The organism is Polyangium jinanense (assembly GCF_028435265.1).
Lineage (GTDB): Bacteria > Myxococcota_A > Polyangia > Polyangiales > Polyangiaceae > Polyangium > Polyangium jinanense.
Genome location: NZ_JAGTJK010000002.1, coordinates 209,583 through 231,577, shown reverse-complemented (window position 1 = coordinate 231,577; position 21,995 = coordinate 209,583). Strand labels below are relative to the sequence as shown.

The following is a 21,995-nucleotide window of genomic DNA, read 5'->3' as shown; positions in this document are numbered from 1 at the left end:
TCACGATGGAACGCACGCTGCTCGGCGCCACGCTCGCGGTGACTCTTCTCCTCGGCGCCTCGGGCTGCGTCACGCCCCACGTGAGCCTCGCCGAAGGTCCACGCGAGTACGTCGCAACGGACTACGAGAGCGTGCTGCGGAAGTGGACGCGCACCGAAGATCTGTTCGCAGTGAGCGAGCTCGAAAACTACCTGACCGCGACAGCAACGTTCGAGTCGTGGGATTTCCGCTGGGCCTACGTCGTGCGGTACGTGCAGGACTACCGGCTCACGATCGATCAACGGAAGAAGCTGCTCGAGCGCACGCTCGAGGAGACGCGGCAGCGGCATCAGTTCTTCGTGGCACTCTACGGCGGTGAGCGTCGGTTCAACGATCTGACGAAGGCCGACAGCGCGTGGATCGTGCGGCTGATCGACGACACGGGCAACGAGACAGCGCCGGAAGAGATCATCGCAATCACGAAGCCGAACGCGCTCGAACGGACATACTTCCCGTACAGCACGGTGCACAGGCAAGCGTTCCGGATCCGCTTTCCGCGATCGACAGCGGATGGAAGGCCAACGATCTCACCACAAGCGAAGTGGTTCGGAATCCGCTTCGCCGGCGCACAAGGCAACAGCGAGCTCGTCTGGTTGATCGAGGAGACGGGTCCCGCGGATGGCGCGAGCGCGAGTGATCCAGCGAGCCCGAACGCGCCAGCCGCGGATCCGCGCAGCACGACGACGGCTGTGCGCTGAAGACGCCGCGCCGGGGCTCTGCCCCGGGCCCCGCGGGGGCTGTTCGCCCCTCGACCCGAACCAGGGCAAGCCCTGGACTCGGGTTGGAAGAACCGCGCGATGCGCGGTTCTTCCACAGGCCGGTGGCAAGACCAGGGACGGCGTTGCCAGTCGACACGGCGGTCTTGACGGGCAGGGTCGCTCCTGGTCTTGAATCGGCTATTCGATGAACTGCGCATCGCGCAGTTCATCGACCCCGGGTCCAGCGCTTGCGCTGGTCCGGGTCCAGGGGCGGATAGCCCCTGGTGGGGCCTGGGGCGACGCCCCAGCGCAGCGGCTTCAGCGCGAAAGCAACTCGGCGACGAGCGGAACATCCGCCGCGAGCTCGAGCGCGAGCTTGCGATCCGCGACGAGCAGAAGCGCGCCCGAGGCCTTCGCGCGTGACGTGAGCGGCGCGGGAACGCCGGCCCAGAGAGCATCCGCGAAGAGGAGCTCTCCCGCGCGTGCCTCGCCGACGACGGCCGACGGATCCCCCTCGACGATCTCGACGCCGCCTCCGACCACGAAGATCAGACCGGGCATCGGCTCGTTCTCTTGCGTGATGACCTCGCCCGGCTCGACCACGCGCATGTCGAGACGCGTGGCCAGGCTGTCGCGGGTCTTTGCGTCGAGCCCGCCGAGGGCGCCGAGCGCGAGGCCCGCGCGCGCCTGCAAGCGATCGGCGGTCGCCTTGCAGTCGTCGAGGACCCAGGGGCACGAGCGCAGCGCGTGGTCGAAGGTGGCCTCGTCCCACGAGGCGATCTTCGCGCCGCTCGCGCCGGTGACGAACCGCATGGGGAAGCTGCTTTCGAGCGAGCCGCGCGACGTCGAGAACGAGCGCGGGCCCGCGACGTGACCCGGTACGGTCGCGTCGGTCGCGTAGACGGAGACCTCGCCCGCGATCACCAGCATCACGTTGAGCGCGCGCGTCTGGCCGGGGCCGAGCTCCTCGATCTTTGCGGCGCGCGAGAGGGCGCGCTGCACGTCCTCGGGCAGGTCCGTGAGCGGCTCGATCGCTTCGAGCATCACGTCGCCGATGCGCGGCGGTCCCGAGGAGAGCGGCGCAGGTTCGGGAGCAGCAGGCGGCGCAGGCTTGGGCGCTTCGGCCGGGGGCTGCGCTGCGTCCGGCTTGAGCGCGGCGAGCGCGGCACGACCCGTGGTCGTGGCGGGGGAAGGACGCGGCGGCGCAGGCGGCGGCATCGTGGTGCCGGACCTCTTCATGGCGTCGGGCACGGCGGGCGCCGTCTTTGCCGGCGGAGGCACGGCCCAGGCGGGCTCCTTCTCCGGCGCGGGTTGCGTCGCGACGGTCGGGGGCTTCGGCACGCGGAGCGCGCTCGCGGCGATGGGGCTCTGGAGCGTGTCGGCGAGGGCACGACGCGCCGCCGGGTTGATGCCGCCCGGCGCGGGCTTCGGGACCGTCACCTTGGTGGCTTCGGGCGGGGGCGCGTCGGCCTTGAGGGCAGGCGGCTGCGTTTTCGTCTCGGCGCGCGGCTCGGCGACGGGGGGAGAGGGCGTGGTCGCGGGGCCGCCGGTCTTGGGGATGGCGGCCGGCGCAGGGGCCTTCGGGGGCACGCTCGGCGCGCGCGGGCCCTGCTTTTGCGGGACGGCCTGGGCCTGGGCGGCAAGCTGTCCGGGCTGCGGCGCGGCGGCGGGATCGACCGAGCCGTCCGCTTCGGCTGCGGGGGCCTGCGGCGCAGCAGCCGGCGCCGCGGGAGGAGGCGCTTCGGGGGCAGCCGGGACCGGCGGAGGCGGCGGCGCGGCGGCGGCCTCGTTCGGCGCTTCGGCGACGGACGGCACAAGCGGCACCGGCGGCAGAGGCGGCGGCCGCACGGATGGCGGCTGCGGCGGCACGGGCGGGCGCACGGAGGCGGGAGGCGGCGGCGCGACCGCGGGGTTCGCGGGGGACGAGGCGCGCACCGGCGGAGGCGGGGGCGCCTTGGGAGGCGGCGGCGCGGCGGCCGAAGCCGGCGGCCCGGCGAGCGCGGTGCCGCCCGGGAGCGGCGGCGGGACGGCGCGCTTCTTCCCGAGGGTCTGCTCGAGCGGCGCGGCCGAGGTGATGACGTCCGCGTCTTCGAGCAAGGCCGAAACGCGCGGCCGTGCGAGCGAGGCGCTCGATTCGCCCGTCACGGTCTTGCGCCGCGGCGCGGGCTCTTCCCCGCGGGGCAGGTTCGCGCTCTGCGGATCACCTTCCGACCAGGGATCGAGGATCGGCGAGCGGAGGGGGGTTTTCCGTTGCTGCGCGGCGGCGGCCTTGCCAGGCGCGGGCGGCGGCGTGGTCGTCGGCCGCGTGGTCGTCGCGGACATCGGCGGCGGCGTGACCGAACGCGGCGGAGGACGCACCGAGGGCGGGTGCGACGGCGGCCCGAGAGGGTCGCCTTCCGGGACCGGCGGCGGCACGGGCGAGACGGGCGGCGGGAGCGGCGCCGCGACCGGCGGCGGTACGCTCGGCGCGGGAGACGCCACGAACGGCGCGGCCGGCGGCATGACCGAGGGCGGAGGCGGCGGCCGCAAGGAGCCGGGCGACGGCGCGGTCAGTGCGCTCTGCGGTGGAAGCGGCGGCGGCGCTATCGAGGGGGGCCGCGCGGTGAGGGGGACAGCGGAAGGCGGTTGGGGCGTCGCTTGCGGCGGAAGCGGCGGCGGCGCCATCGGCGGGAGCGGCGGCGCTGCCGGCGCGGGCGGCACGATCGCGGGCCTCACGTGCGCGGGCGGCGGCGTGCCGGTGTTGGCATCGAAGTCGATGTCGAACGACGGCAGCGGCGGGCGCGGCGGCACGTCCGGCGCGGCGGGCGCGGCGGCGGCGGTGAGGGCGTCGTCGAGCTCCTGGGCATACATCCCGAGCTCCGAGGCGCGGAAGGCGTTGCCCGAGGACTCGGCGGCCTCGGCTGCGCGCCGGAGCCACACGACGGCATCTCTTCGCTCACCACGCGCCCACAGCGTTCTCGCAGTCGACAACCCCCAGACGACATCCTCCGCGTCGTCGGGGCGCGCCTCGGGAAGCGTCACCGAAAGCTCGGCCATGACCAGACCACCCCTATCACAGGCCGTTTCTGGTCGGTGCGGGAAGTGCCGCGCCTTGGATCGCGTAGAGGCGACCGTCCTCTGCGCCGGCGTACAGAACCCCGCCCGGGCCAAGGACGAGCGGCGCGTCCACGTCGCCGGTCACGGGGACCGCAAAGAGGCGTGATCCGCGGGAATCCAGGGCGTAGACGTGGTCGTCGGCGGCGCCGAAGTAGAGGCGTCCCTCGGCGTCGACGAGGGGCCCGCCGTGAACGCCGAGCTCGCGGGGGCCGCCCTCCCGTATTCGAAAGGCAAACCGCTCGGCGCCGCTCGTCGGATCCAGCGCGACAATCCCTGGCCTCGGGCCGTACACTCCCGCGATCACGCTCCCATCGAGGCCGAGCGAGAGCCCTCCGCGGACGAACCCGCCGACGTCGACACGAAACCGGAGCGCGCCGCTCTTCTCGAAGGCGAAGACGTGGCCGCCGTCGGTGCCGACAAAGATCGCGCCCTCGTCGCCGAGGAGCGGCGCGCAGTCGACGTCGGCGCCGAGCTCGCGGCGGAAGACACGCGCGCCCGAGAGCGTGAACGCGTAGAGGTGATCGTCCTGCGCGCCGACGTAGATCGTGCCGTCGTCGTCGATCGCGGGCGAGCCGTAGATCTTGCGCTGCAAGCGGACACGCGTGCGGAGCGATCCGCTCGGGCGGATCACGTAGAGCGAGCTGCCGGCGGCGATCACGATCGATCCATCGGGCGCTTCGGCCGGCGCGGTGTCGGCGTCCCCATCGACGAGAAGCTGCCAGAGGATGCGGCCATCCGAGAGGCGAACGGCGACGACACGATCGGCATCGGAGCCGACGACGGCGTGATCACCCGTGATGAGCGGGCTCGTGTAGATGCGATCGCCGAGGCGGATCTTCCAGCGGAGATCGCCGGTGGGCGAGAGGCGCACGAGCGAGCCGTCGAGCGACGCGACGAGGAGATCGCCGCCTTCGAGGATGGCAGGCATCGCGGCGATGGAGGCGCTGGCCTCGTGGAGGACGGTGGCGGTGGGGAGCGCGCGTGGGCCGTAGAAAGGGCTTCGATGCCGGCGTTTCGCGTCACCGCGGAAGGTGCGGCTCGGAGGACCTCGCACCACGACCTCGGGCGGCGGCGGTGGTGGAGGCGGCGGGAACGCGTCCGCGAGGCGAAGGGCCGGATCGAGGATCGCGTGTTCGGTCGAGCGCGCGGTTGCGAGCGTCTCTGGCGCGCGTCCTGCGGCGAGGGCTGCGCAGATCGTCGCTGCGGCCGCGGACGCGAAGAGCGGCCCCGGCTTGATCTTCACCGCGCGCGGCGACCGTTACTCCGCGACGAACCGCTGCGCTTCTCGGCGGCGCGGCTCTTCGCCGAGCTCGCGCCGTTCAGACCCGACGCACCATGCGCGCCGTTCTTGGCCGCGCCGTTCACGCCGTTCGTGACCACGCCGTTCACGCCATGCGCGCCGTTCATCGTGTAGCCGTGCTCCACGCAGCGACGCATCATCTCTTCTTTTCCGGCGAGCGAAACCGACTCGCCGGGCATGCGCCGCGCGAGCCACGCGATCAGCGTGAGCCCCGCTTCCCGAGCGGCGGGCGGCAGCGAGTTTTCCCGAAGGAGGCTCGCGATCTGGCCGATGAGCTGTGTGCGCTCTTCTTCGCAGGCCATCTCGAGCGGTTTCTCTAGCACGCGGGGACGGAAAACAAATAGCGATCAGAGGGGCGCGATCAGCACCTCCCGGTCCTTCGCTCCGTTCGCAGGACCGACGATCCCACGCTTTTCCATGGCCTCGACGATTTTTGCCGCACGGTTGTAGCCAACCCCGAGCTTACGCTGGATCCACGAGGTCGAGCAGCGCCGCGTCTCGGCCACGATCCTTACGGCAGCGTCGTACATGGGATCGTTCTCGGCATCATTCGTGTCGGCCTCCTGGCCCTCCTCGTCGCGCGGCTTGAGGATCGCCTCGTCGTAGACCGGCTCGCCCTGGAGGCGCAGGAAGTCCGTGACCCGCTGCACTTCCTCCTCGCTCGCGAAGGGGCACTGCACGCGGCGCGTGTCGGTCGCGCCGTTCATCTTCACGAGCATGTCGCCGCGGCCGAGCAGGTGCTCGGCGCCCTGCTCGTCGAGGATCGTGCGGCTGTCGACCTTCTGCGCCACGCGGAACGCGATGCGCGTCGGGAAGTTCGCCTTGATCATGCCCGTGATCACGTCGACGCTCGGGCGCTGCGTCGCGAGGATGACGTGCATGCCCGCCGCGCGCGCCTTCTGTGCGAGACGCGCGACGCTCGCCTCCACGTCCTTGCCCTGCTGCATCATGAGGTCGGCGAACTCGTCGACGACGATCACGATGTACGGAATCTTCTCCGGCAAGGCCACGTCGGTTCCGTCCTTCGCGGCATCGACCTCGACCTCGAGCCCCTCGGCCGAGATCGCGGCGACCTTCTTCGGCGGACGCGGCGGCTTCGCCTCGCCGCGCTGCACCCGCTCGACCCACGCGTTGTAGGTGCCGATGTTCTTCGTGCCCGCGTTCGCGAAGAGCTGGTAGCGACGCTCCATCTCGTCGACGGCCCACTTGAGCGCGTTCGCCGCCTGCTTCATGTCCGTCACGACCGGAAGCAGCATGTGCGGGATGCGATCGAAGGGCGCGAGCTCGACGACCTTCGGATCGATCATGAGCATGCGCAACTCCTCCGGCGTCTTGCGGAAGAGGAGGCTGACGAGCATGACGTTGAGGCCGACGCTCTTGCCGGCGCCCGTCGCGCCCGCGACGATCACGTGCGGCATGGACGCGAGGTCGGCGAAGTACGGCGCGCCGATGATGTCGCGGCCGAGGACACAAGGCAGCGGCGCCTTCATCTCCTGGAAGCGGCGATCCTCGACGAGCTCGCGCAGCGACACGGGCATGCGCCGCTCGTTCGGCAGCTCGAAGCCGATGCGATTCTTGCCCGGGATCGGCGCGATGATGCGCACCTTGCGCGAGAGGCCGAGCGCGAGGTCGTCGGCGAGGCTCGCGACCTTCGAGACCTTCGTGCCCGCGGCCGGCGCGACCTCGAATGTGGTGACGGTCGGGCCCGGGTGGATCTCCTCGACCTTGCCGCTCACGCCGTAGTCCGCGAGCGTCTTCTCGAGGAGCGCGGCGTTGTCGCGGAGCTGCTCTTCGTCGATGGCGAACTTGTCGCCAGGCGAGGGCGGTTCGAGCATGTCCGTCGTGGGCAAGCGGAAGCCCTTGCCGACGGCAGGCACGACCTTCACGACCTCGGGCGCGCTCGGCTTTTCGGGCGCGCGCGTGATCGCTTGAGGTGCAACGGTCGCGACGGTCGCGACAGGCGCGGCGGGCGCGGGCGCGGCCGCGGCCGCGGGCGTCACGGGCTTGGCGATGGGCTTCGGGGGCTCGACCTTCACGGGCGCGATCGGGCTCTCGTCGATCGCCTCCTCCGGTTCGTCCTCGCTCGTCGGCGCTTCGTGCTCGAAGTCGCGCTCGTCCTCGTCGTCCGCTTCGTCCTCTTCGTTGTCGACCTCGTTCACGACCGCAGGCTCGGGCGTGGGCGTGGGCGGCGGAGGCGGCGGCAACGGCTTCGCCTTCGGCTCGATCGCGCGGGGCTTCGAGGTCGTCGGCTTGGGTGCTTGTGCCTTCGGCGGCGCCGCGGGCGGCGTCGGCGTGGCGACGGCGTCGAAGAACGCGTCTCCCGCGGCCATGTCCGAGACGGCCACGATCGCCACGGGATCCGCGGGCGGCGCGAAGATCGCGGGGCCCGTCGGTTCCTTGACGGTCGACGTGATCGGCGCGGGCGCAGGCGCCGCGGGTGCACGTTCCGCAGATGCAGCAGGCGCAGGGGCACGTTCCGCAGGCGTGATCGGGGCAGGCGCGATCGCAGCAGGCGCAGGCGCAGCCGACGCAGCCGGCGTGATCGCAGCAGGCGCAGGTGCAGCCGATGCAGCCGGCGTGATCGACCGCTCCGCCACCGCCTCCGCCGCCGCCCCGTTCGTCACGATCACCGGCGCCGCGACCGCATTCTCCTTCGTCTCCGCGTCCCCCGACGCAGCCGCGGGCTTCGCCGTCTGCGCGCGCCGCTTGCGCTGCTGCGGCTTCGGCGCATCCGCCTCCACGAGCGCACTCGCGATCACGCCGCCGTCGTTCCACGCGACCGGCAGCGCCGGCTCCGATGCGCCCTTCGCGATCACCACGTTCATCGCATCGGGCGTCGCGTCCTTCTTGACCTCGTCACCATCATCGCCCGCCGTCAGCGCCGCGATGATCGCGTCCGCCGCGGGCGTCGCCACGATCTTCGCGTCCACTGCGCGCTCGGCCTTCTCGTCCTTCGTGCTCGCGCGCTCGATCTCGCGCGCCTTCTGCCACGCCGACGCGAGCGCCTTCAGCCCGAACGCGCCCTTCTCGCCGGCCGTCTCCAGCGACTTCCGCATCCGCTGCACGAGCTCGATGAACGAGAACGTCGCGCGCTGGACCAGGATCAACGAGACCACCGTCAGGCCGATGATGTACGAGCCGATCGCCGAGAACAGCGAGCGCATCACCTCGCCGAAGAGCTCGCCCACCGCGCCGCCGAGCGGCATCGCGCCGAACGACGTCGCCACGGGAAACGCCACGTGCGCGAGCGCCGCCAGGATCACGATGACCACGATGTCGCCGCCGAACCGCGACACGCTCGCGCGCGACGGCTTGCCCCCGAGCAGCGGCGCCGACAGCGCCACGAGCTCGAGCGGCAGCGCCCACGCGACGACGCCCACCGTACTCGCCGCGAATTCCGCGAACGCCGCGCCCACGGGCCCGACCCAGTCCGGACCCACGACCTCGGGCCGCAGCGGATCCCCCCGGAACGAAGCCAGCGCGAGCGACGTGTAGAGCGCGGACGCGAGCAGCACGAGCGCTGCCGCCTCCCGCGCATACGTATGGCGCGCCGGCGCGGCCGTCGCCGCGGACGCACCCTCGCCCTCGCCCCCCCGGCCTCCGCCCCCACGTGTTTTTTTCGTGGGCGACGAAACAGTTTCACCGGGACCCGGGGCGGTCTGCACACGACGCGGAGCGAAGAGAGGAACGGTCATGGCCTACCTGAACCTACCTTGCCTACATATTCCCACTCTTCCCTCTATGCAAGTCCCTGGTGGCGAAGGCGGCGGGACGCACCGAGTTCGTGATCGGGGTTACAGAGGATCCCCCTCTTCGGCGCGGCGCGGCGAGGTCGCGCCTTTGTTAAGGACCCGAAATTCTTTGAGCCTGGGACGCCCCGAGCGGTACCATCGCCGCCATTCCCAAGGACAGCATGCGAAGCGTTGATGGAGCAGGGCCGCGCCCCAAGACCGCGAGGGTTCTCGCGACGTGCCTCGTGACCTTGGGCATGGGGCTCGCGGTGAGCGGTTGCCGTGTCGACGACAACGACATCCACCGCTGGGAAAACACGGCCCACGGCCCGAAAAAGCTCTGCGCCGTGCTGTTGTACGACAAGTACGACACCTCGCTCCGCGTCGAGAGCGCGCTCGCGCTGATCCGCATGAAGCCACGATCCGGGCGGCGCCTCGCCTTCACCCAGATCGACAGCGAGAATCCGCCGGAGAACGAGGCCTGCAAAGGCAGCCTCGTCGAGGTGCTCTCGGGCCTGCGCGCCGACGTCCAGGCGCCGATCGTGTCGCAGCTCGTCTCGTCGATCATCGTGGAGCTGAAGCGCCCGCCGCCCGTCGCACAGCCGGGACAGCCGGCGCCCGCGGACGGATCGTTTCCGTACAAGGACGCGGCCTACGCGATGCTCGTGGCGGACAAGCCGCCGCTCATCACGGACGAAGGCCTGAAGCAGACGCTGCGCGGCGCGCTCGTCGAGTGGGCCATGGCGGACTTCGAACGCCGCCTCGAAGCACGCGGCCAGGCCTACGGGATGGAGCAGCTCCTGCGCGTGATCGGGGCGGAAGCGGTCGTGGGGCTGCCGAAGCTCATGACGAAGGACGCGCGCAAGCTCGACTCCATGGCCTCGCTCGTGGCGGAGCTCGGCGACGCGAAGACGAAGGAAGGCGCGTCCGCGGCGCTCGTCGAGGTCGCGAAGTGGATCCTCTCGGACGACTGGACGAAGGTGCGCACGCCCGAGCTCAAGGACTCGAACGCGGCGCAAAAGCTCACGCCGACCGAGGAGCAATTCAAGAAGCAGATCGAGACGCTCCAGGACGACGAGCTCATCAAGGTTTTCGCCTCGATGCGCAGGGTTGGCCAGAGGCCCGTGGTCGACCACCTGCTCGGCTTCGCGGCGCGCAAGGATCAGAGCGAGAAACGAAGGCAAACCGCGCTCGCCGCGCTCGAGGGGCACCTCAAGAAGGACAACGCCGACGACGTCAAGCGGATCCTCGAGATCGCGGGCAGCGACGCGCCCGACGTGGTGCTGGATCAAGCCTTCCGCCGCATCGGCGAGCTGCCCCGCGAGGCGGTGGTCGAGAAGCTCTACGCCCTGTTCAAGACCGACAAGTGGAAGGTGCGCCGCGCCGCCGCGACGACAGTGCTCAAGATGTCGACGGTCAAGGACGTGGGCGAGTTCCTCGGGAAGCTCCCGGACGACAAAAACTTCGCCCTCGGCGAGGCGCTCACGTATGGCGCATATCTGGGCGAGCTGAAGGAGGGCACGCCCCTCGACGCGCTGAAGAAATACTTCGGCCCTGGATCACCCGCAGCGCGGACGAGCGCGATCGCGTATTATTTCACGTACGGGACATCCGCGGACGTGTCCGCCCTGTCCTCGCTGGAAGCCGACGAGGGCAGGGCCCCGAAGTGCGACAGCGACCCGGACTGCAAATGGGTTTGCGATGTCCCGAAAGAGGGCAGCCAGGAGCGCGAGCAGAAAGAGATCAAGACGATCGGCGAGTTCGTCCGCCACTGCGTCGTGCCGGCCATGAAGGAGCGCAAACCCGAAGCTGCCAAGGAGCAAAAGAAATGAGCGGCACCGCACGCATCGACGAAGAGCCTTCGTAGAGCGTGCAGGTCGACATCGCGGAGGATCGGCTTTCCGGATCCTCAGTACGGCCCCGGAACCATCGACGACGATCAGGGAACAATGTCGGACCCGAACAAGAAGAGCGCAAGGACATTCCAGTGCCGCGACGTCCTCTGGGAGACGTTCGAACAGATGGCACGCGAGCTGGAGTGCTCGATCGACTACCTCATCAACGAGTCGATGAAGCAGTACGCGCGGCAGCGTAGCTACAGCCCGCGTACACCGTTCCCCGGCGCGGTCCGCAATGAGTCGGCCCCCGGAAGCGGCAGCCCGATGTCGACGCCGGGAATCCCCGCGCCGCCGCCGTCGCCGCCGCCGGGTTATCCGCCGGCCCCGGGCCCCACCACCGGCGTCTCGATGCCCGCGGCGTACAGCTCGGCCCCGATCGGCGCCGGCATGCCGCCCGCACCGCCGCCCATGGTCGGCGCCCCGGCGCAGCCGCCCGCGCCGCCGCCCATGCTCGGCGCGCCGCCCGCGCCGCCCCCGCCCATGATGGGTGGCCCCGGTGCGCCGCCCGCGCCCCCGCCCATGATGGGGGGTCCGGGTGCGCCGCCCGCGCTCCCGCCCATGATGGGTGGCCCGGGTGCGCCGCCCGCGCCCCCGCCCATGATGGGGGGTCCCGGCCCGGGACCGGGTCTCGGTGCGCCGCCGCCTCCGCCGCCTTCGCCGTATGGTGCGCCGCCGCCTCCGCCGCCTTCGCCCTACGGTGCGCCGCCGAGCCTCACGGGTACCCAAAGTCCGGGCATGCCGCCCGCGCCTCCGCCCATGATGGGTGGCCCGGGGCCGGGCCTCGGCGCGCCGCCGCCTCCGCCCGGACCCGCGACCGCGACCCCGCCGCCGCCTCCGCCGGGGCCGACGCGTCCGCCGACCGGCTCCCTGGCCGGCGCGCCGCCGCCGCCCCCGAAGACGGCGACCCGCCCGCCGAGCGTCCCCGCGCCGCCGGCCCCCGGCATGCCGTCGCGCCCGAACGTGCCGCCGCCGCCGCCCACGGGCGCCGCGCGTCCCGGTGGTCCGCCCCCGCCCCCGCCGCCGACCCGGCAGACGATGGGCCCGGGCGCTCCGCCGCCGCCGCCCGCGCGCTCGGTGCCGCCTCCGGCCACGCCGGTGCCTCCGATGGCCACCGGAGGCCCGCCCCCGCCGCCGGCCCCGCCGTCGCTGGGTGCGCCGCCGCCTCCGCCGCCGGGTTCGATGATGGGCGCGCCTCCGCCGCCCCCGCCGGGCCCGATGATGGGTGCGCCGCCGCCTCCGCCGCCGGGCCCCCCGATGATGGGTGCGCCTCCGCCGCCCCCGCCGGGACCTCCCTCGGCGATTGGCTTCGGGGCTCCGCCGCCGCCTCCGCCGCAGTATGGCAACATGGCGCCTCCGGGACCGCCTCCGGCCCCGCCTGCGCCTGCGCCTTCCGCGGCCGGCGGCATCCCGGGCGCGATCCCGCTCTTCGCGTATTACGCAGGCGAGCGGAGCGTCGTGAACAAGGACCGCTTCATCATTGGCCGCGGCAAGCAGTCGAGCGACCTGACGATCAAGGACCCGAACGTCTCGCGCCAGCACGCGATGGTCGAGTACCTGAACGGCCAGTACTACATGGTCGACATGGGCTCGACGAACGGCGTCGAGTTCAACGGCCAGCGCATCACGCGCAAGGCGATCGGCGAGGGCGACTCGTTCCGGATCTGCGACCACGAGGTCCGGTTCTCCTTCCGCTGACGCGCTGATGGGTGCGGTCATGGGTGGCTCGCGTGGACAAACCCTGCGAGCCACCCGCCACGCCCCGCCCTTCCTCTCCTTCACGCTCGCTGCGCTCCTCGTCACGGGACACGCCCGCGCCTCGAACGAGCCGCCCTGGGTCGCGCCCGAGACAGAGCCCTTGCCGCAGGGCATCGTGAGCGCGCGGATCCTCAAGGCCGATCAGCCGATCCTCGCATCTCCATGGGAAGGTGCACAGCGCCGCGGCTCGGCTGCGCTCGACGTGCACCTGCCGATCTTCGCCGTGCGCCGCGGCCCGGGCTGCAAAGGACGGTTCCTCTCGATCGGCCCGCTCGCGTGGGTCTGCGAGGACGCCGTCGAGCTCGCGGAGACGCCCTTCGTCAACGCCGCCTACCGCGCGATCCGCGAGACCGCCGATGGTTTGCCCTTCCGGTACTACTTCGTCGGCCCCGACGGATCGTTTGCGTACAAAAAGCTTCACGCGGTCGACATCGGCGCGCCCGACATGCAGCTCGAACCGGGGTTCGCCGTGGCGATCGTGGAGGAGCGCGTGGTCGAGGGCGCTCGTTACGGACGCAGCCACAACGAGCTCTGGATCCCGATGCGGGACCTCGGCCCCGCGCGACCGCTCGCGTTCCGCGGCGAGGAGATCAAGCCCGACGCGCCCGCGGACGTCTTGCCCTTCGCATGGATCCTCGTCGACAAAGCAAAGGTCTTCTCGACGCCGAGCGCGCTCGGCAAAACGGAAGGCAGCCGCGCGCGCTTCGAACGTGTCCCCTTCTTCGAGGAGAAACACGTGGGCGGCGCGCGCTTCACGCGTATCGGCGAGAACGCGTGGGTCCGCTCGTCGGAGCTCCGCCACCCGACGATCGCGCCGCCGCCACCCGAGGTCGACGTCGCCGCGGGCGAGAAGTGGATCGACGTGGAGCTCGAGAGCCAGACGCTCGTGGCCTACGAGGGCAAACGGCCCGTGTTCGCGACGCTCGTCTCGACGGGCAAGGGCCGTGAAGGAACGGCGACGGCGACGCCGCGCGGAACCTCGCGGATCTGGGCCAAGCTCTTCACCTCGAACATGGACAACCTCGAGGACGAGGGCGCGACGCGGTACTACCGGATGGAGGACGTGCCCTGGGTGCAATTCTTCGCGAAGGGCGTAGGCCTGCACGGCGCGTTCTGGCATCGATCGTTCGGGACCGTGCGTAGCCACGGCTGCGTGAACCTCGCGCCGCTCGACGCGCAGAGGCTCTTCTTCTGGACCACGCCGCGCGTGCCCGCCGGATGGACCGCCGCCTTGCCGAGCACGCACGACGTAGGCACGGTCGTGCGAGTACGCTAGAAGCCCTCACGCGAGAGGGCGCTCACCCATGGTCTCGATCGTCAACGCTGTCCGTGATCTCGGCCGACTGCGCCAGATCTACGTCGTGCTCGTTCGTCACGGCTTCGGCGAGCTCGCGCAGCGGCTCGGCCTCGGCGGCCGCTCGCGCACGCAGGCCATGCCCGAACTGCCTGCGGGCGTCGATGCGAGCGACGCGCTGGTCGAGGCGCCCGAGGCCGACGCGAAGCGTGGTGAAGAAGAGCGACGTCGCATCTCGCTCCCCGAGCGCGTGCGGCTCGTGTGCATGGATCTCGGCCCCTCGTTCGTGAAGCTCGGCCAGATCGCCTCCACGCGCCCCGACGTCCTGCCGAACGACTGGATCATCGAGCTGAAGAAGCTCCAGGACGAGGTCAACCCGCTGCCGTGGAGCGACATCAAGGCCGCGGTCGAGGCCTCGCTCGGCGCGCCCATCGAGGACATCTACGAGCGGTTCGAGGAAAAACCTCTCGCCGCGGCCTCGATCGGCCAGGTGCATCGCGCGGTGCTCAAGCACGCGGACGGCCCGCAAGAGGTCGTGGTGAAGGTGCAGCGGCCCGGCGTGCGCACGACCGTCGCGCGTGACCTCGAGCTCTTGCACGCGCTCGCGAAGCTCATCGAGCGCACGATCCCCGAATCGTCCTTGTACCAACCATCGGCGCTCGTCGATCAGTTCGATCGCGCGATCACGAGCGAGCTCGACTTCGGACTCGAAGCCGAGCACGCCGAGAAGTTCAGGCGCCACTTCGCGGGCCACCCGCACGCGCGTTTCCCGCACGTCTACCGCGAAGCCTCCTCGAAAACCGTGCTCACGCTCGAGCTCTTGCCTGGCGGCAAGGTCTACGACGAGATCCGCGACCACGGGCACAAGGGCCCTGCGATCGCGCAGGCCGCGGTAGGCATCGTCGTGAAGATGATCTTCGAGGACGGGTTCTTCCACGCGGACCCGCACCCCGGGAACATCTTGATCTCCGGCGATCCGGACAGCCCCACGATCGGCCTCATCGACCTCGGCATGGTCGGCCGTTTGTCCCCGGAGATGCGCGACAAGACGCTCGACCTGATGATTGCCGCGGTCCGTCAGGACCACCTCGGCGTCGCGGACGCGCTTTATGCGATCGGCACGCCGACGAAGAAGGTCGACATGCGCGCCTACCGCGCCGAGGTCAGCGTCCTGGCGGAGAAGTACCTCGGCCGCCCGCTCAAGGAGATCGACGTCGCTGCGATGATCAGCGACCTCATGCGTGGCGCGAGCAAGTACGGCATCGAGATCCCGCCGGACTTCTTGCTCGTCGGCAAGGCGATCATGACGATCGAGGGCGTCGGCAAGGAGATCGACCCGGACCTCGACGTCTTTGGCGTCGCGCGTCCGTTCTTCCTCGATCTCCTGCGCAAACGTTACTCGCCCGAGCGCGTCGGGATGGAGCTCTGGCGCGGCGTCGAGCGCCTATCCGGCGCTGCCTACGACTTGCCGCAACAGCTCCGCGAGGTCCTCGACGACCTGCGCCTCGGGCGGCTGACCTTACGCACCACCGATCCGACCCTCCCGCGCACGGTCGATCGCCTCGGACGGCGCCTCTTCGCGGGCCTCGTCGTGGCGACCTTCGTTTTCGCGGGGACGTGGCTGCTTCAAACGGATCGAAAGGATCCGCTCGGCATCACGCTCCTCGTCTTCGGCGTGCTCGTGATGTTCGGGCACGTCGTCCTCGACGTGCTCCGCCATCTTCGCTAACGACCGCTCACTGACTGCCACATGCGCAGAGCAGGGCGCCGAGCTACCTCGACGCCCTGCTTCGCGGCCCGGTGAATCCGCGCGTGGCCTGTCCGATCAGAGCTGCGGGATCTTGCCCTGGAGCAAGAACGCGATGATCAGCGCGAAGAGCACGAGCGACTCGATGAGCGCCAGGCCGAGAATCATCGGCGTCTGGATACGAGCCGCGGCGCCCGGGTTGCGCGAGATGCCCTCGAGGGCAGCCGCGGCGGCGCGGCCCTGACCGAGCGTACCGCCGAGGGCGGCGATGCCGATCGCGAGGCCGGCGGCCAGCGCGATCATGCCGCTCGTGTCGAACTTGTTCGAAGCAGCAGCATCCTGCGCGAACGCCATGCTGGGAACGAGGGCCAGCGCGGTGGCGACCAGCGTGGACAGGGTGAGCTTGCTCTTGAGAGACATCGGGTTCTGCTCCTTTCAGGCCACGCGCCCCCATGGGGGGCTGCATGCATCATTCGAGACGACCCACGGGGTTTGGGGGGACTGACTGTTGGTCCCAGCCCGCCGAGGGCTCGGGGGCTTCGCTTCGGGCGGCCCCCCTTTATTCCGAAACTGACGGTTTGGCTAGCAGCTTTTTGAGGATCCCACCGCGATCTTTCGCGGGGGCGCCTCAGTGGTGTTCTGCGTGGTGGTGCTCCGTGGCGAGGCCGATGTAGATGCTGCTGAGCAGGCAGAACACCAGCGTCTGCACGACGATCACGATGAGCCCGAGCATCATCACGGGCAGCGGCAGGAAGATCGCCACGAGGCCGAAGAAGACCGAGGCGATGAGGTGGTCGACCGCGATGTTGACCATCAGACGCACGCTGAGCGTGATCGGACGGACGCAGGTCGAGATGACCTCGATCGGGAAGATGAGCGGCGCGAGGTACCACTTCGGCCCCGCGAGGTGCGCGATGTAGCTCCAGCCGTTCTCCTTGATGCCCCAGATGTTGAAGGAGAGGAAAACGAGCAGCGCGCAGCCGAGCGTGACGTTCAGGCTCGACGTGGGCGGCGAGAAGCCGGGGATCAGGCCCGAGACGTTCGAGAAGAAGATGAAGCCCGCGGCGCCGCCGATCAGCGGGAAGTACCGCTTGGCGTTCTCGGCCCCCATCACGTCCTTGGCCATGTCGTAGAAGTAGCCAAAGAACGCCTCGAAGAACGTGCGCAGGCTGAGCCGATCGTCCGGAACGACCGACTCGTTGAGCCGCCGGAACTTCGAGCGCACCGACATCGCCATCGCGATGAACACGACGATGATGAGCAGGCTCGAGAAGATCGGCTCGACCGAGTGGTAGCTCATCGGCTCGTGAGCGATGAAGGTGTGGCCGAGGTTCTTCGCGTTCTCGCGGAGACCAGGGAGGTGGGCCAGGAGGAAGGTCAGAAAACCAGTATGCTCGGGCATGACCGTCGTCGCTCCGTCACGAGGAGCGCTCCAATCTTGAGCTCGATCTCGATCTCAGGGCTCGTTCGAGGGGTCCCCCTCGTCGGCGGGCCTCGCCTTTAGCACATCTTCGCGCGGCGCGTCCCCGAAAGATCTTCGCGAAGTTTGTGAACCAGGCCCCGCGGTTCGCCGCCCGTCCCCCTCCGGAAGGTCCTCCGGGGGCTTCGGGCCAAACAGCGTCCCCACCGTGATCCCAATGGGCAGCGCCCCATATCCCACGATGAGGGAGAGACCCGACGCGATCCCGCTGCGCAGGATGAGCCAAACCCCGCCCAGCAAAAGCGCGAGCTTGATCGTCGCGATGACCGCCCAGGGCGCGGTGTTTCCCCGCCGGGACAAAAACGCTTCGCCCACCTGCGCGAAGACCCAGAGGTTCATCGGCGCGAGCGCCCCGCCGATCGCCACGCCGATCCCGAACCGCGGCCCGCCGAACGCGAACGCGCCGAGCGAAAGGACAACCCCCGTTCCGATCACCCCGAAGAGCGCCGCGCGCATCTGCGCGTCGAGCTTGGAAGGCTTCTGCGCGTCGTCGCTCATCCGCCTCCCCTCCCCTCGTCTTCATCGTCCGCCTTCGTGATCGGAGGCGCGTCCTTGCGCTCCTCGGGCGTGTCGTAACGCGGCCGCGGATTGCCTTGCTCGCGCTCCTCGCGCTCGGCCTGCGCCTTCATCTCGCGCGAGGCGCGCAGGAAGGCCTTCACCGCCGCGCCGCAGCCGAAGAAGAAACCGAGAATCGAGAGGTACGGCTCGGTGCCGAGCTTGCCGTCGAGCCAGCGCCCGCCGAAGAAGCCGAAGGCGATCGAGAGGACGATCTCGAGACCGATCGTCCCGAGGCTCCCGACGCCACGCCACTCCTCGACCTTGGGCGGGCGCTTGCGCTCGTTCCCGTTCACCGCTCGCCCGCGACGCGCGTCACCGTCGCGCGCCTGTTCTCGATCAACGCCTCCAGCACGGGCCGCATCGCGCGCGCCGCTTCGGCGCGGTGGCTGATGCGGTTCTTCTCGTCGTCGCCGAGCTCGGCCATCGTGCGGCCGTCGCCCTTGACGATGAAGAGCGGGTCGTAGCCGAAGCCGCCCGCGCCGCGCGCTTGCCGCGCGATCGTCCCCTCGCAGCGGCCCTCGCAGATGACCTCGGGCTGCAGTTCGTTCCACGGATCGAGCAGCACCATCGTGCAGCGGAAGCGCGCCGTGCGGTGCTCATCGTCGATCTCTTCGAGCGCCGCGAGCAGCGCCGCGTTGTTCTCCGAGTCGGTCGCGCCTTCCTTCGCGAAGCGCGCCGAGCGCACGCCGGGCCGGCCCGCGAGCGCGTCGACCTCGAGCCCCGAGTCCTCCGCGAGCGTCACCATCATCGCGGCCTCGGACGCCGTGCGTACCTTGATGAGCGCGTTGTCCACGAACGTCGCGCCGTCCTCGATGATCGGCGGCAGGTCGGGCAGCACCTGCGAGAGCGGCAGGAGCTTGATGGGCAGGTCGGAGAAGAGCGCCGCGAGCTCCGCGAGCTTGCCGCGGTTCGTCGAGGCGACGAGGATCGACAGCGGCAGGTTCGACTCGCTCACGAGAACCTCCCCGCCTGGAAGAGCGAAGCGAGCTCGACGCCCGCGGACGCGAGCACGCTGCGTTGCATCGCCACGAGCTTCGCGACGCCCACGAGACCGATGTCGATCATGCCGTCGAGGTCGCGCCGCTCGATCGCCTCGCCCTCGGCCGTCGCTTGCACCTCGACGATCGATCCACGCGCCGTACCCACGACGTTGAGGTCCACGCGCGCCTGGCTGTCTTCCACGTAGACGAGGTCGAGGATCGCCTCGCCGTCCACGTGCCCCACGCTGATCGCGGCCACCTGATCCCGCAGCACCGGCGCGATCTGGTCCGCCGCGCGCAGCTTCGCGAGCGCGAGCGCCGCGGCCACGAAGCCTCCGGTGATCGACGCCGTCCGCGTCCCACCATCGGCCTCCAGCACATCGCAGTCGATCACGATCGTGCGCTCGCCGATCGCGTCGAGGTCGATCGCGCTGCGGAGCGCGCGCCCGATGAGCCGCTGAATCTCCTGCGTCCGCCCGCTCGGCGACTTGCCGCGCCCCTCGCGTGCTTCCCTTCGCGCGCGGCTCGCGCGGGGATGCATCTGGTACTCGGCCGTCAGCCAGCCTTTGCCCTTGCCTGCCATCCATGGGGGCACGACCGTGTCGATCGACGCGGTGCAAAGCACGACCGTGCCGCCCGCGCGGTAGAGCACGGAGCCCTCCGCGTTGCGGTGGAAGTGCGGGACGATCTCGACGGGACGAGGTTCGGCGGGGCTACGGCCATCGGGGCGGGACACGCCGCGTCCTTAGCACAGGCGAAGAGCCGCGCAGTGCATCCTCACTCTCGACCTGTGCATCCTCGTCCGGCCTGCGCGCCCGCTCGTCGCGTCCGTCACCAGCTCACGGGATACACCGTGGCGTAAAGCCCGTCGGCCGAACCGCCCCGCGTCGAGGCGCGCTGGACGAGATAAAGCTCCTGCTTCGGTCCCTGACAGACGAACGCGCCTCCCTCGGACGCGACGTACACCTGGAGCCCGACGGTCCTCATGGTGAACCCCTCCGGCCACGTCTCGCGCTTCTTCAAGTATTCGAGCGCGGGGTTCGACCGCGGAGGCACGTCGGACCGTTCGAGGATACGGATGAGCCGGTCCGCCTGGGAAAACGCCGCGCCATCCTGCTTGGCGATGTCGGCGATGCCGACCTTCGCGGGCAGCTGCCCCGGACCGACCTCGTTCGCGGGCACGCGGCGCGAACGAACGATGGTGAACTCCTCGGTCGTCTTGGCGCCCTCGACACGGTGACCCCGGCCGATCCATCGACCGTCGCCGGACGGCACGATCGCGTTCCACGGCTTGCACGACGCGAACGCGTTGAGCACCGCGCACGGGCCACTCTTCGCGTCGGCCGCGCACGCGAGCGTCTTCTTGAACGCGGCGACGTCGAGATCGTCGGGCGCGGCGACGGCCTCGGGCGCCGTCGTCGCGGGCGGCGCGGCGGACGGAGGTGTGGGCGCCCCGGTGCGCGCGGGCGCCGCGGAGTCCCCGGCGGGCTCCTGGGAACACGCGGCGACGGCGATCGAGACGAGGACGACGAAGGGGCGCGTTCGCATGGGCGCGCAGTCTGGCACGCTGTCGCTCGTCCGCTACGGCGGGTCGATCAGGAGCTTCGGCCGGAGCCGCCCGAGCGACTTCCGCCCAAGTCCCTTCACGCGCAGGAGATCCTCCGGCCGCTTGAACCGCCCGAGCTTCGCCCGCAGCGCGAGGATCGCCTTGGCCTTCGTGGCCCCGATGCCCGGCAGCTTTCGCAGATCCTCCTCCGTCGCGAGGTTCAGGATCACTCTTCCATCCGGGGTCACCGCCGCGATCGGCGCGGCCGCATCCGCCGCCGCTCCCGCATCCGCTCCCGCGCCCGCATCCGCCTCCGCGTGCGCACCCGCGCCCGCGTCCGCCGTAGGCAAAGGCGCCGCCGCGCTCGCGCTCGTCGCCGGCGGACCGAGGTAAGCCCCGACGCGACGCGGCATCAAATCCGCGCCCGCCCCCGATCCCATGAACGCGAGCGCCAGGAACCCGAGCACCCCGAGCGCGGCTTTCCCTGCGAGCGGCATCCATGCCGATCCGCGCAGCCGTGCCGCGATCGACCCGAAAAACGCCCGCGCTCCGACCTGCTTGTCCTCTGCCGAAAGTTCCACCGAGAGCCTCCTCGGCGGCCTCTTCGGCGATCTTCGTGCCAGCGAACGGGACGCGGAAACACGCGGCCCTTTTGGGTGCAAACGGTCCACGCGGGGGTGGCGCCGCCATGGTGGATGGGTGGCGACGCCACCGGGACCTCTTGCTCGACCTGCGCTACGATGCGGCGGAGCAGGTGACCATGTCCGACCCGCGTTTTTCCCCGTACCCCGAGGCCTTCTCGCGACGCACCTTCCTCGGCGCTGCGCTCACCGGCGCGGCGCTGCTCGGCGCCGATCACGCGCTCGCCGCGGGCTCGGGCCTCGTGGCCCAGCCGCCCGCGGGCTTCATGCCCCTCTCGATCCCCGGCAAGGTCGTGAAGGTCGCGAAGTCGAACGTGATGCAGCCGAACGGCCTCTGGCCCACCGAGGGCGCCGCGAAGCTCATGCTCGAACGCGTGATGGCCGAGCTCACGGGCAAGAGTGATCTCGGCGAGGCCTTCGCCAAGTTCGTCCACAAAGACGACAAGGTCGCCATCAAGCCGAACGGCATCGCGGGCCAGAAGGGCGCGACGATGGCCACGAACCGCGAGCTCATCCTCGAAGTCGTCCGAGGCGTCATGGCTGCCGGCGTGCCCGCGAGCCAGATCATGATCTTCGAGCAGTACCCGAAGTTCTTGGAAGGCACGCGCATCTGGGATCGCCACAAGGGCCCGGACCCGGCGCTGCCCGCGGGCATCGCGACCGCGGTGCACGAGAACGAGGACGCCACGATGCCCGAGCGAAGCGTGATGGGCATCCCGACGAAGTTCGTCCGTCCCTTCACCGAGGCGACGGCCGTGATCAACCTCGGCTTGATCAAGGATCACTCGATCTGCGGCTTCACGGGTTGCCTCAAGAACATCACGCACGGCGCGACGATCAACCCGCACGCCTTCCACCAGCACAACGCGAGCCCGCAGATCGCCGAGCTCTACGCGCAGGACGTCGTGAAGAGCCGCGTGCGCTTGCACATCATCGACGGCTTCAAGCTCATCTACGACGAGGGTCCGCTCGACAAGAACAAGAAGCGCCGCGTGCTGCACGAGGCCGTCTACGCGACGACGGACCCCGTGGCGATGGACACGCTCGGCTGGGGCATCATCGAGCAATGGCGCAAGGACAACGGCCTGCCAACGCTCAAGGACGCCGGCCGCGAGCCCACGTACATCCGCATCGCGAGTGAGCTCGGGCTCGGCGTGTTCGACAAGAACCGCATCTCGTTGCGCGAAGTCACGCTCTGAGGGGGCGCGGCGCGGGGCTTTGCCCCGCCCCCC

Annotated in this window: 18 protein-coding genes; 6 read left to right on the top strand and 12 right to left on the bottom strand. The window is 70.4% G+C overall.

Translation table 11 applies throughout. The features are described from left to right. The first annotated feature begins 5 nt into the window (after positions 1–5). Positions 6–737, top strand: coding sequence for a hypothetical protein (locus KEG38_RS05290; RefSeq protein WP_272417928.1), 732 nt, complete (start codon positions 6–8; stop codon positions 735–737). 318 nt (positions 738–1,055) lie between these two features. Here KEG38_RS05290 and KEG38_RS05285 read toward each other — a convergent pair whose 3' ends face one another. Genes KEG38_RS05285 through KEG38_RS05270 form a run of 4 tightly spaced genes read right to left on the bottom strand, consistent with a single transcriptional unit; the run spans position 1,056 to position 8,828 of the window. Then, positions 1,056–3,773: a cyclic nucleotide-binding domain-containing protein gene (locus KEG38_RS05285; RefSeq protein WP_272417927.1), complete on the bottom strand. Its 2,718-nt coding sequence runs from the start codon at positions 3,771–3,773 to the stop codon at positions 1,056–1,058. Between the two features lie 16 nt (positions 3,774–3,789). Continuing rightward, positions 3,790–5,076, bottom strand: coding sequence for an outer membrane protein assembly factor BamB family protein (locus KEG38_RS05280; RefSeq protein ID WP_272417926.1), 1,287 nt, complete (start codon positions 5,074–5,076; stop codon positions 3,790–3,792). Continuing rightward, a complete protein-coding gene (locus tag KEG38_RS05275; RefSeq protein WP_272417925.1) occupies positions 5,073–5,456 on the bottom strand; it encodes a hypothetical protein in 384 nt (127 codons plus the stop codon). The genes KEG38_RS05280 and KEG38_RS05275 overlap by 4 nt, the downstream gene beginning before the upstream one ends. 24 nt (positions 5,457–5,480) lie before the next feature. Next, a complete protein-coding gene (locus tag KEG38_RS05270; RefSeq protein WP_272417924.1) occupies positions 5,481–8,828 on the bottom strand; it encodes an FtsK/SpoIIIE family DNA translocase in 3,348 nt (1,115 codons plus the stop codon). A 218-nt stretch (positions 8,829–9,046) separates the two neighbouring features. Between KEG38_RS05270 and KEG38_RS05265 the strand changes: the two genes are divergently transcribed. From KEG38_RS05265 to KEG38_RS05250, 4 genes are all read left to right on the top strand, one after another. Continuing rightward, entirely contained in the window at positions 9,047–10,696 is a 1,650-nt protein-coding gene (locus KEG38_RS05265; protein ID WP_272417923.1) for a HEAT repeat domain-containing protein, read from the top strand. 117 nt (positions 10,697–10,813) lie between these two features. Then, positions 10,814–12,457: an FHA domain-containing protein gene (locus KEG38_RS05260; RefSeq protein ID WP_272417922.1), complete on the top strand. Its 1,644-nt coding sequence runs from the start codon at positions 10,814–10,816 to the stop codon at positions 12,455–12,457. Positions 12,458–12,476: 19 nt separating this feature from the next. Then, positions 12,477–13,793 (top strand): L,D-transpeptidase, encoded by a 1,317-nt coding sequence (locus KEG38_RS05255; protein ID WP_272417921.1) that lies wholly within the window; start codon positions 12,477–12,479, stop codon positions 13,791–13,793. Positions 13,794–13,821: 28 nt separating this feature from the next. Then, the gene (locus tag KEG38_RS05250; RefSeq protein ID WP_272417920.1) at positions 13,822–15,540 is read left to right on the top strand and encodes an ABC1 kinase family protein; all 1,719 of its coding nucleotides are present in this window, start codon (positions 13,822–13,824) and stop codon (positions 15,538–15,540) included. A gap of 96 nt (positions 15,541–15,636) precedes the next feature. Here KEG38_RS05250 and KEG38_RS05245 read toward each other — a convergent pair whose 3' ends face one another. From KEG38_RS05245 to KEG38_RS05210, 8 genes are all read right to left on the bottom strand, one after another. Then, entirely contained in the window at positions 15,637–15,978 is a 342-nt protein-coding gene (locus KEG38_RS05245) for an ATP synthase F0 subunit C (protein WP_136928778.1), read from the bottom strand. 208 nt (positions 15,979–16,186) lie between these two features. Next, positions 16,187–16,960, bottom strand: coding sequence for a F0F1 ATP synthase subunit A (atpB, locus tag KEG38_RS05240; protein WP_272417919.1), 774 nt, complete (start codon positions 16,958–16,960; stop codon positions 16,187–16,189). Between the two features lie 54 nt (positions 16,961–17,014). Further along, a complete protein-coding gene (locus KEG38_RS05235; RefSeq protein ID WP_272417918.1) occupies positions 17,015–17,536 on the bottom strand; it encodes an ATP synthase subunit I in 522 nt (173 codons plus the stop codon). Further along, a complete protein-coding gene (locus KEG38_RS05230; RefSeq protein ID WP_272417917.1) occupies positions 17,533–17,889 on the bottom strand; it encodes an AtpZ/AtpI family protein in 357 nt (118 codons plus the stop codon). Before KEG38_RS05230 ends, KEG38_RS05235 begins: the two co-directional genes overlap by 4 nt. After that, on the bottom strand, positions 17,886–18,551 hold the full coding sequence (gene rdgB, locus KEG38_RS05225) for an RdgB/HAM1 family non-canonical purine NTP pyrophosphatase (RefSeq protein WP_272417916.1): 666 nt from the start codon (positions 18,549–18,551) through the stop codon (positions 17,886–17,888). Before rdgB ends, KEG38_RS05230 begins: the two co-directional genes overlap by 4 nt. Then, positions 18,548–19,312 carry a ribonuclease PH gene (gene rph / locus KEG38_RS05220; RefSeq protein WP_272417915.1) on the bottom strand — a complete coding sequence of 255 codons (765 nt, stop codon included), beginning with the start codon at positions 19,310–19,312 and terminating at the stop codon, positions 18,548–18,550. The genes rdgB and rph overlap by 4 nt, the downstream gene beginning before the upstream one ends. A gap of 95 nt (positions 19,313–19,407) precedes the next feature. Beyond that, positions 19,408–20,124 carry a hypothetical protein gene (locus KEG38_RS05215; RefSeq protein ID WP_272417914.1) on the bottom strand — a complete coding sequence of 239 codons (717 nt, stop codon included), beginning with the start codon at positions 20,122–20,124 and terminating at the stop codon, positions 19,408–19,410. A gap of 33 nt (positions 20,125–20,157) precedes the next feature. Next, a complete protein-coding gene (locus tag KEG38_RS05210) occupies positions 20,158–20,703 on the bottom strand; it encodes a ComEA family DNA-binding protein (RefSeq protein WP_272417913.1) in 546 nt (181 codons plus the stop codon). Between the two features lie 107 nt (positions 20,704–20,810). Here KEG38_RS05210 and KEG38_RS05205 point away from each other — a divergent pair, with 107 nt between their 5' ends. Next, the gene (locus tag KEG38_RS05205) at positions 20,811–21,962 is read left to right on the top strand and encodes a DUF362 domain-containing protein (RefSeq protein ID WP_272417912.1); all 1,152 of its coding nucleotides are present in this window, start codon (positions 20,811–20,813) and stop codon (positions 21,960–21,962) included. Positions 21,963–21,995: the final 33 nt, after the last annotated feature.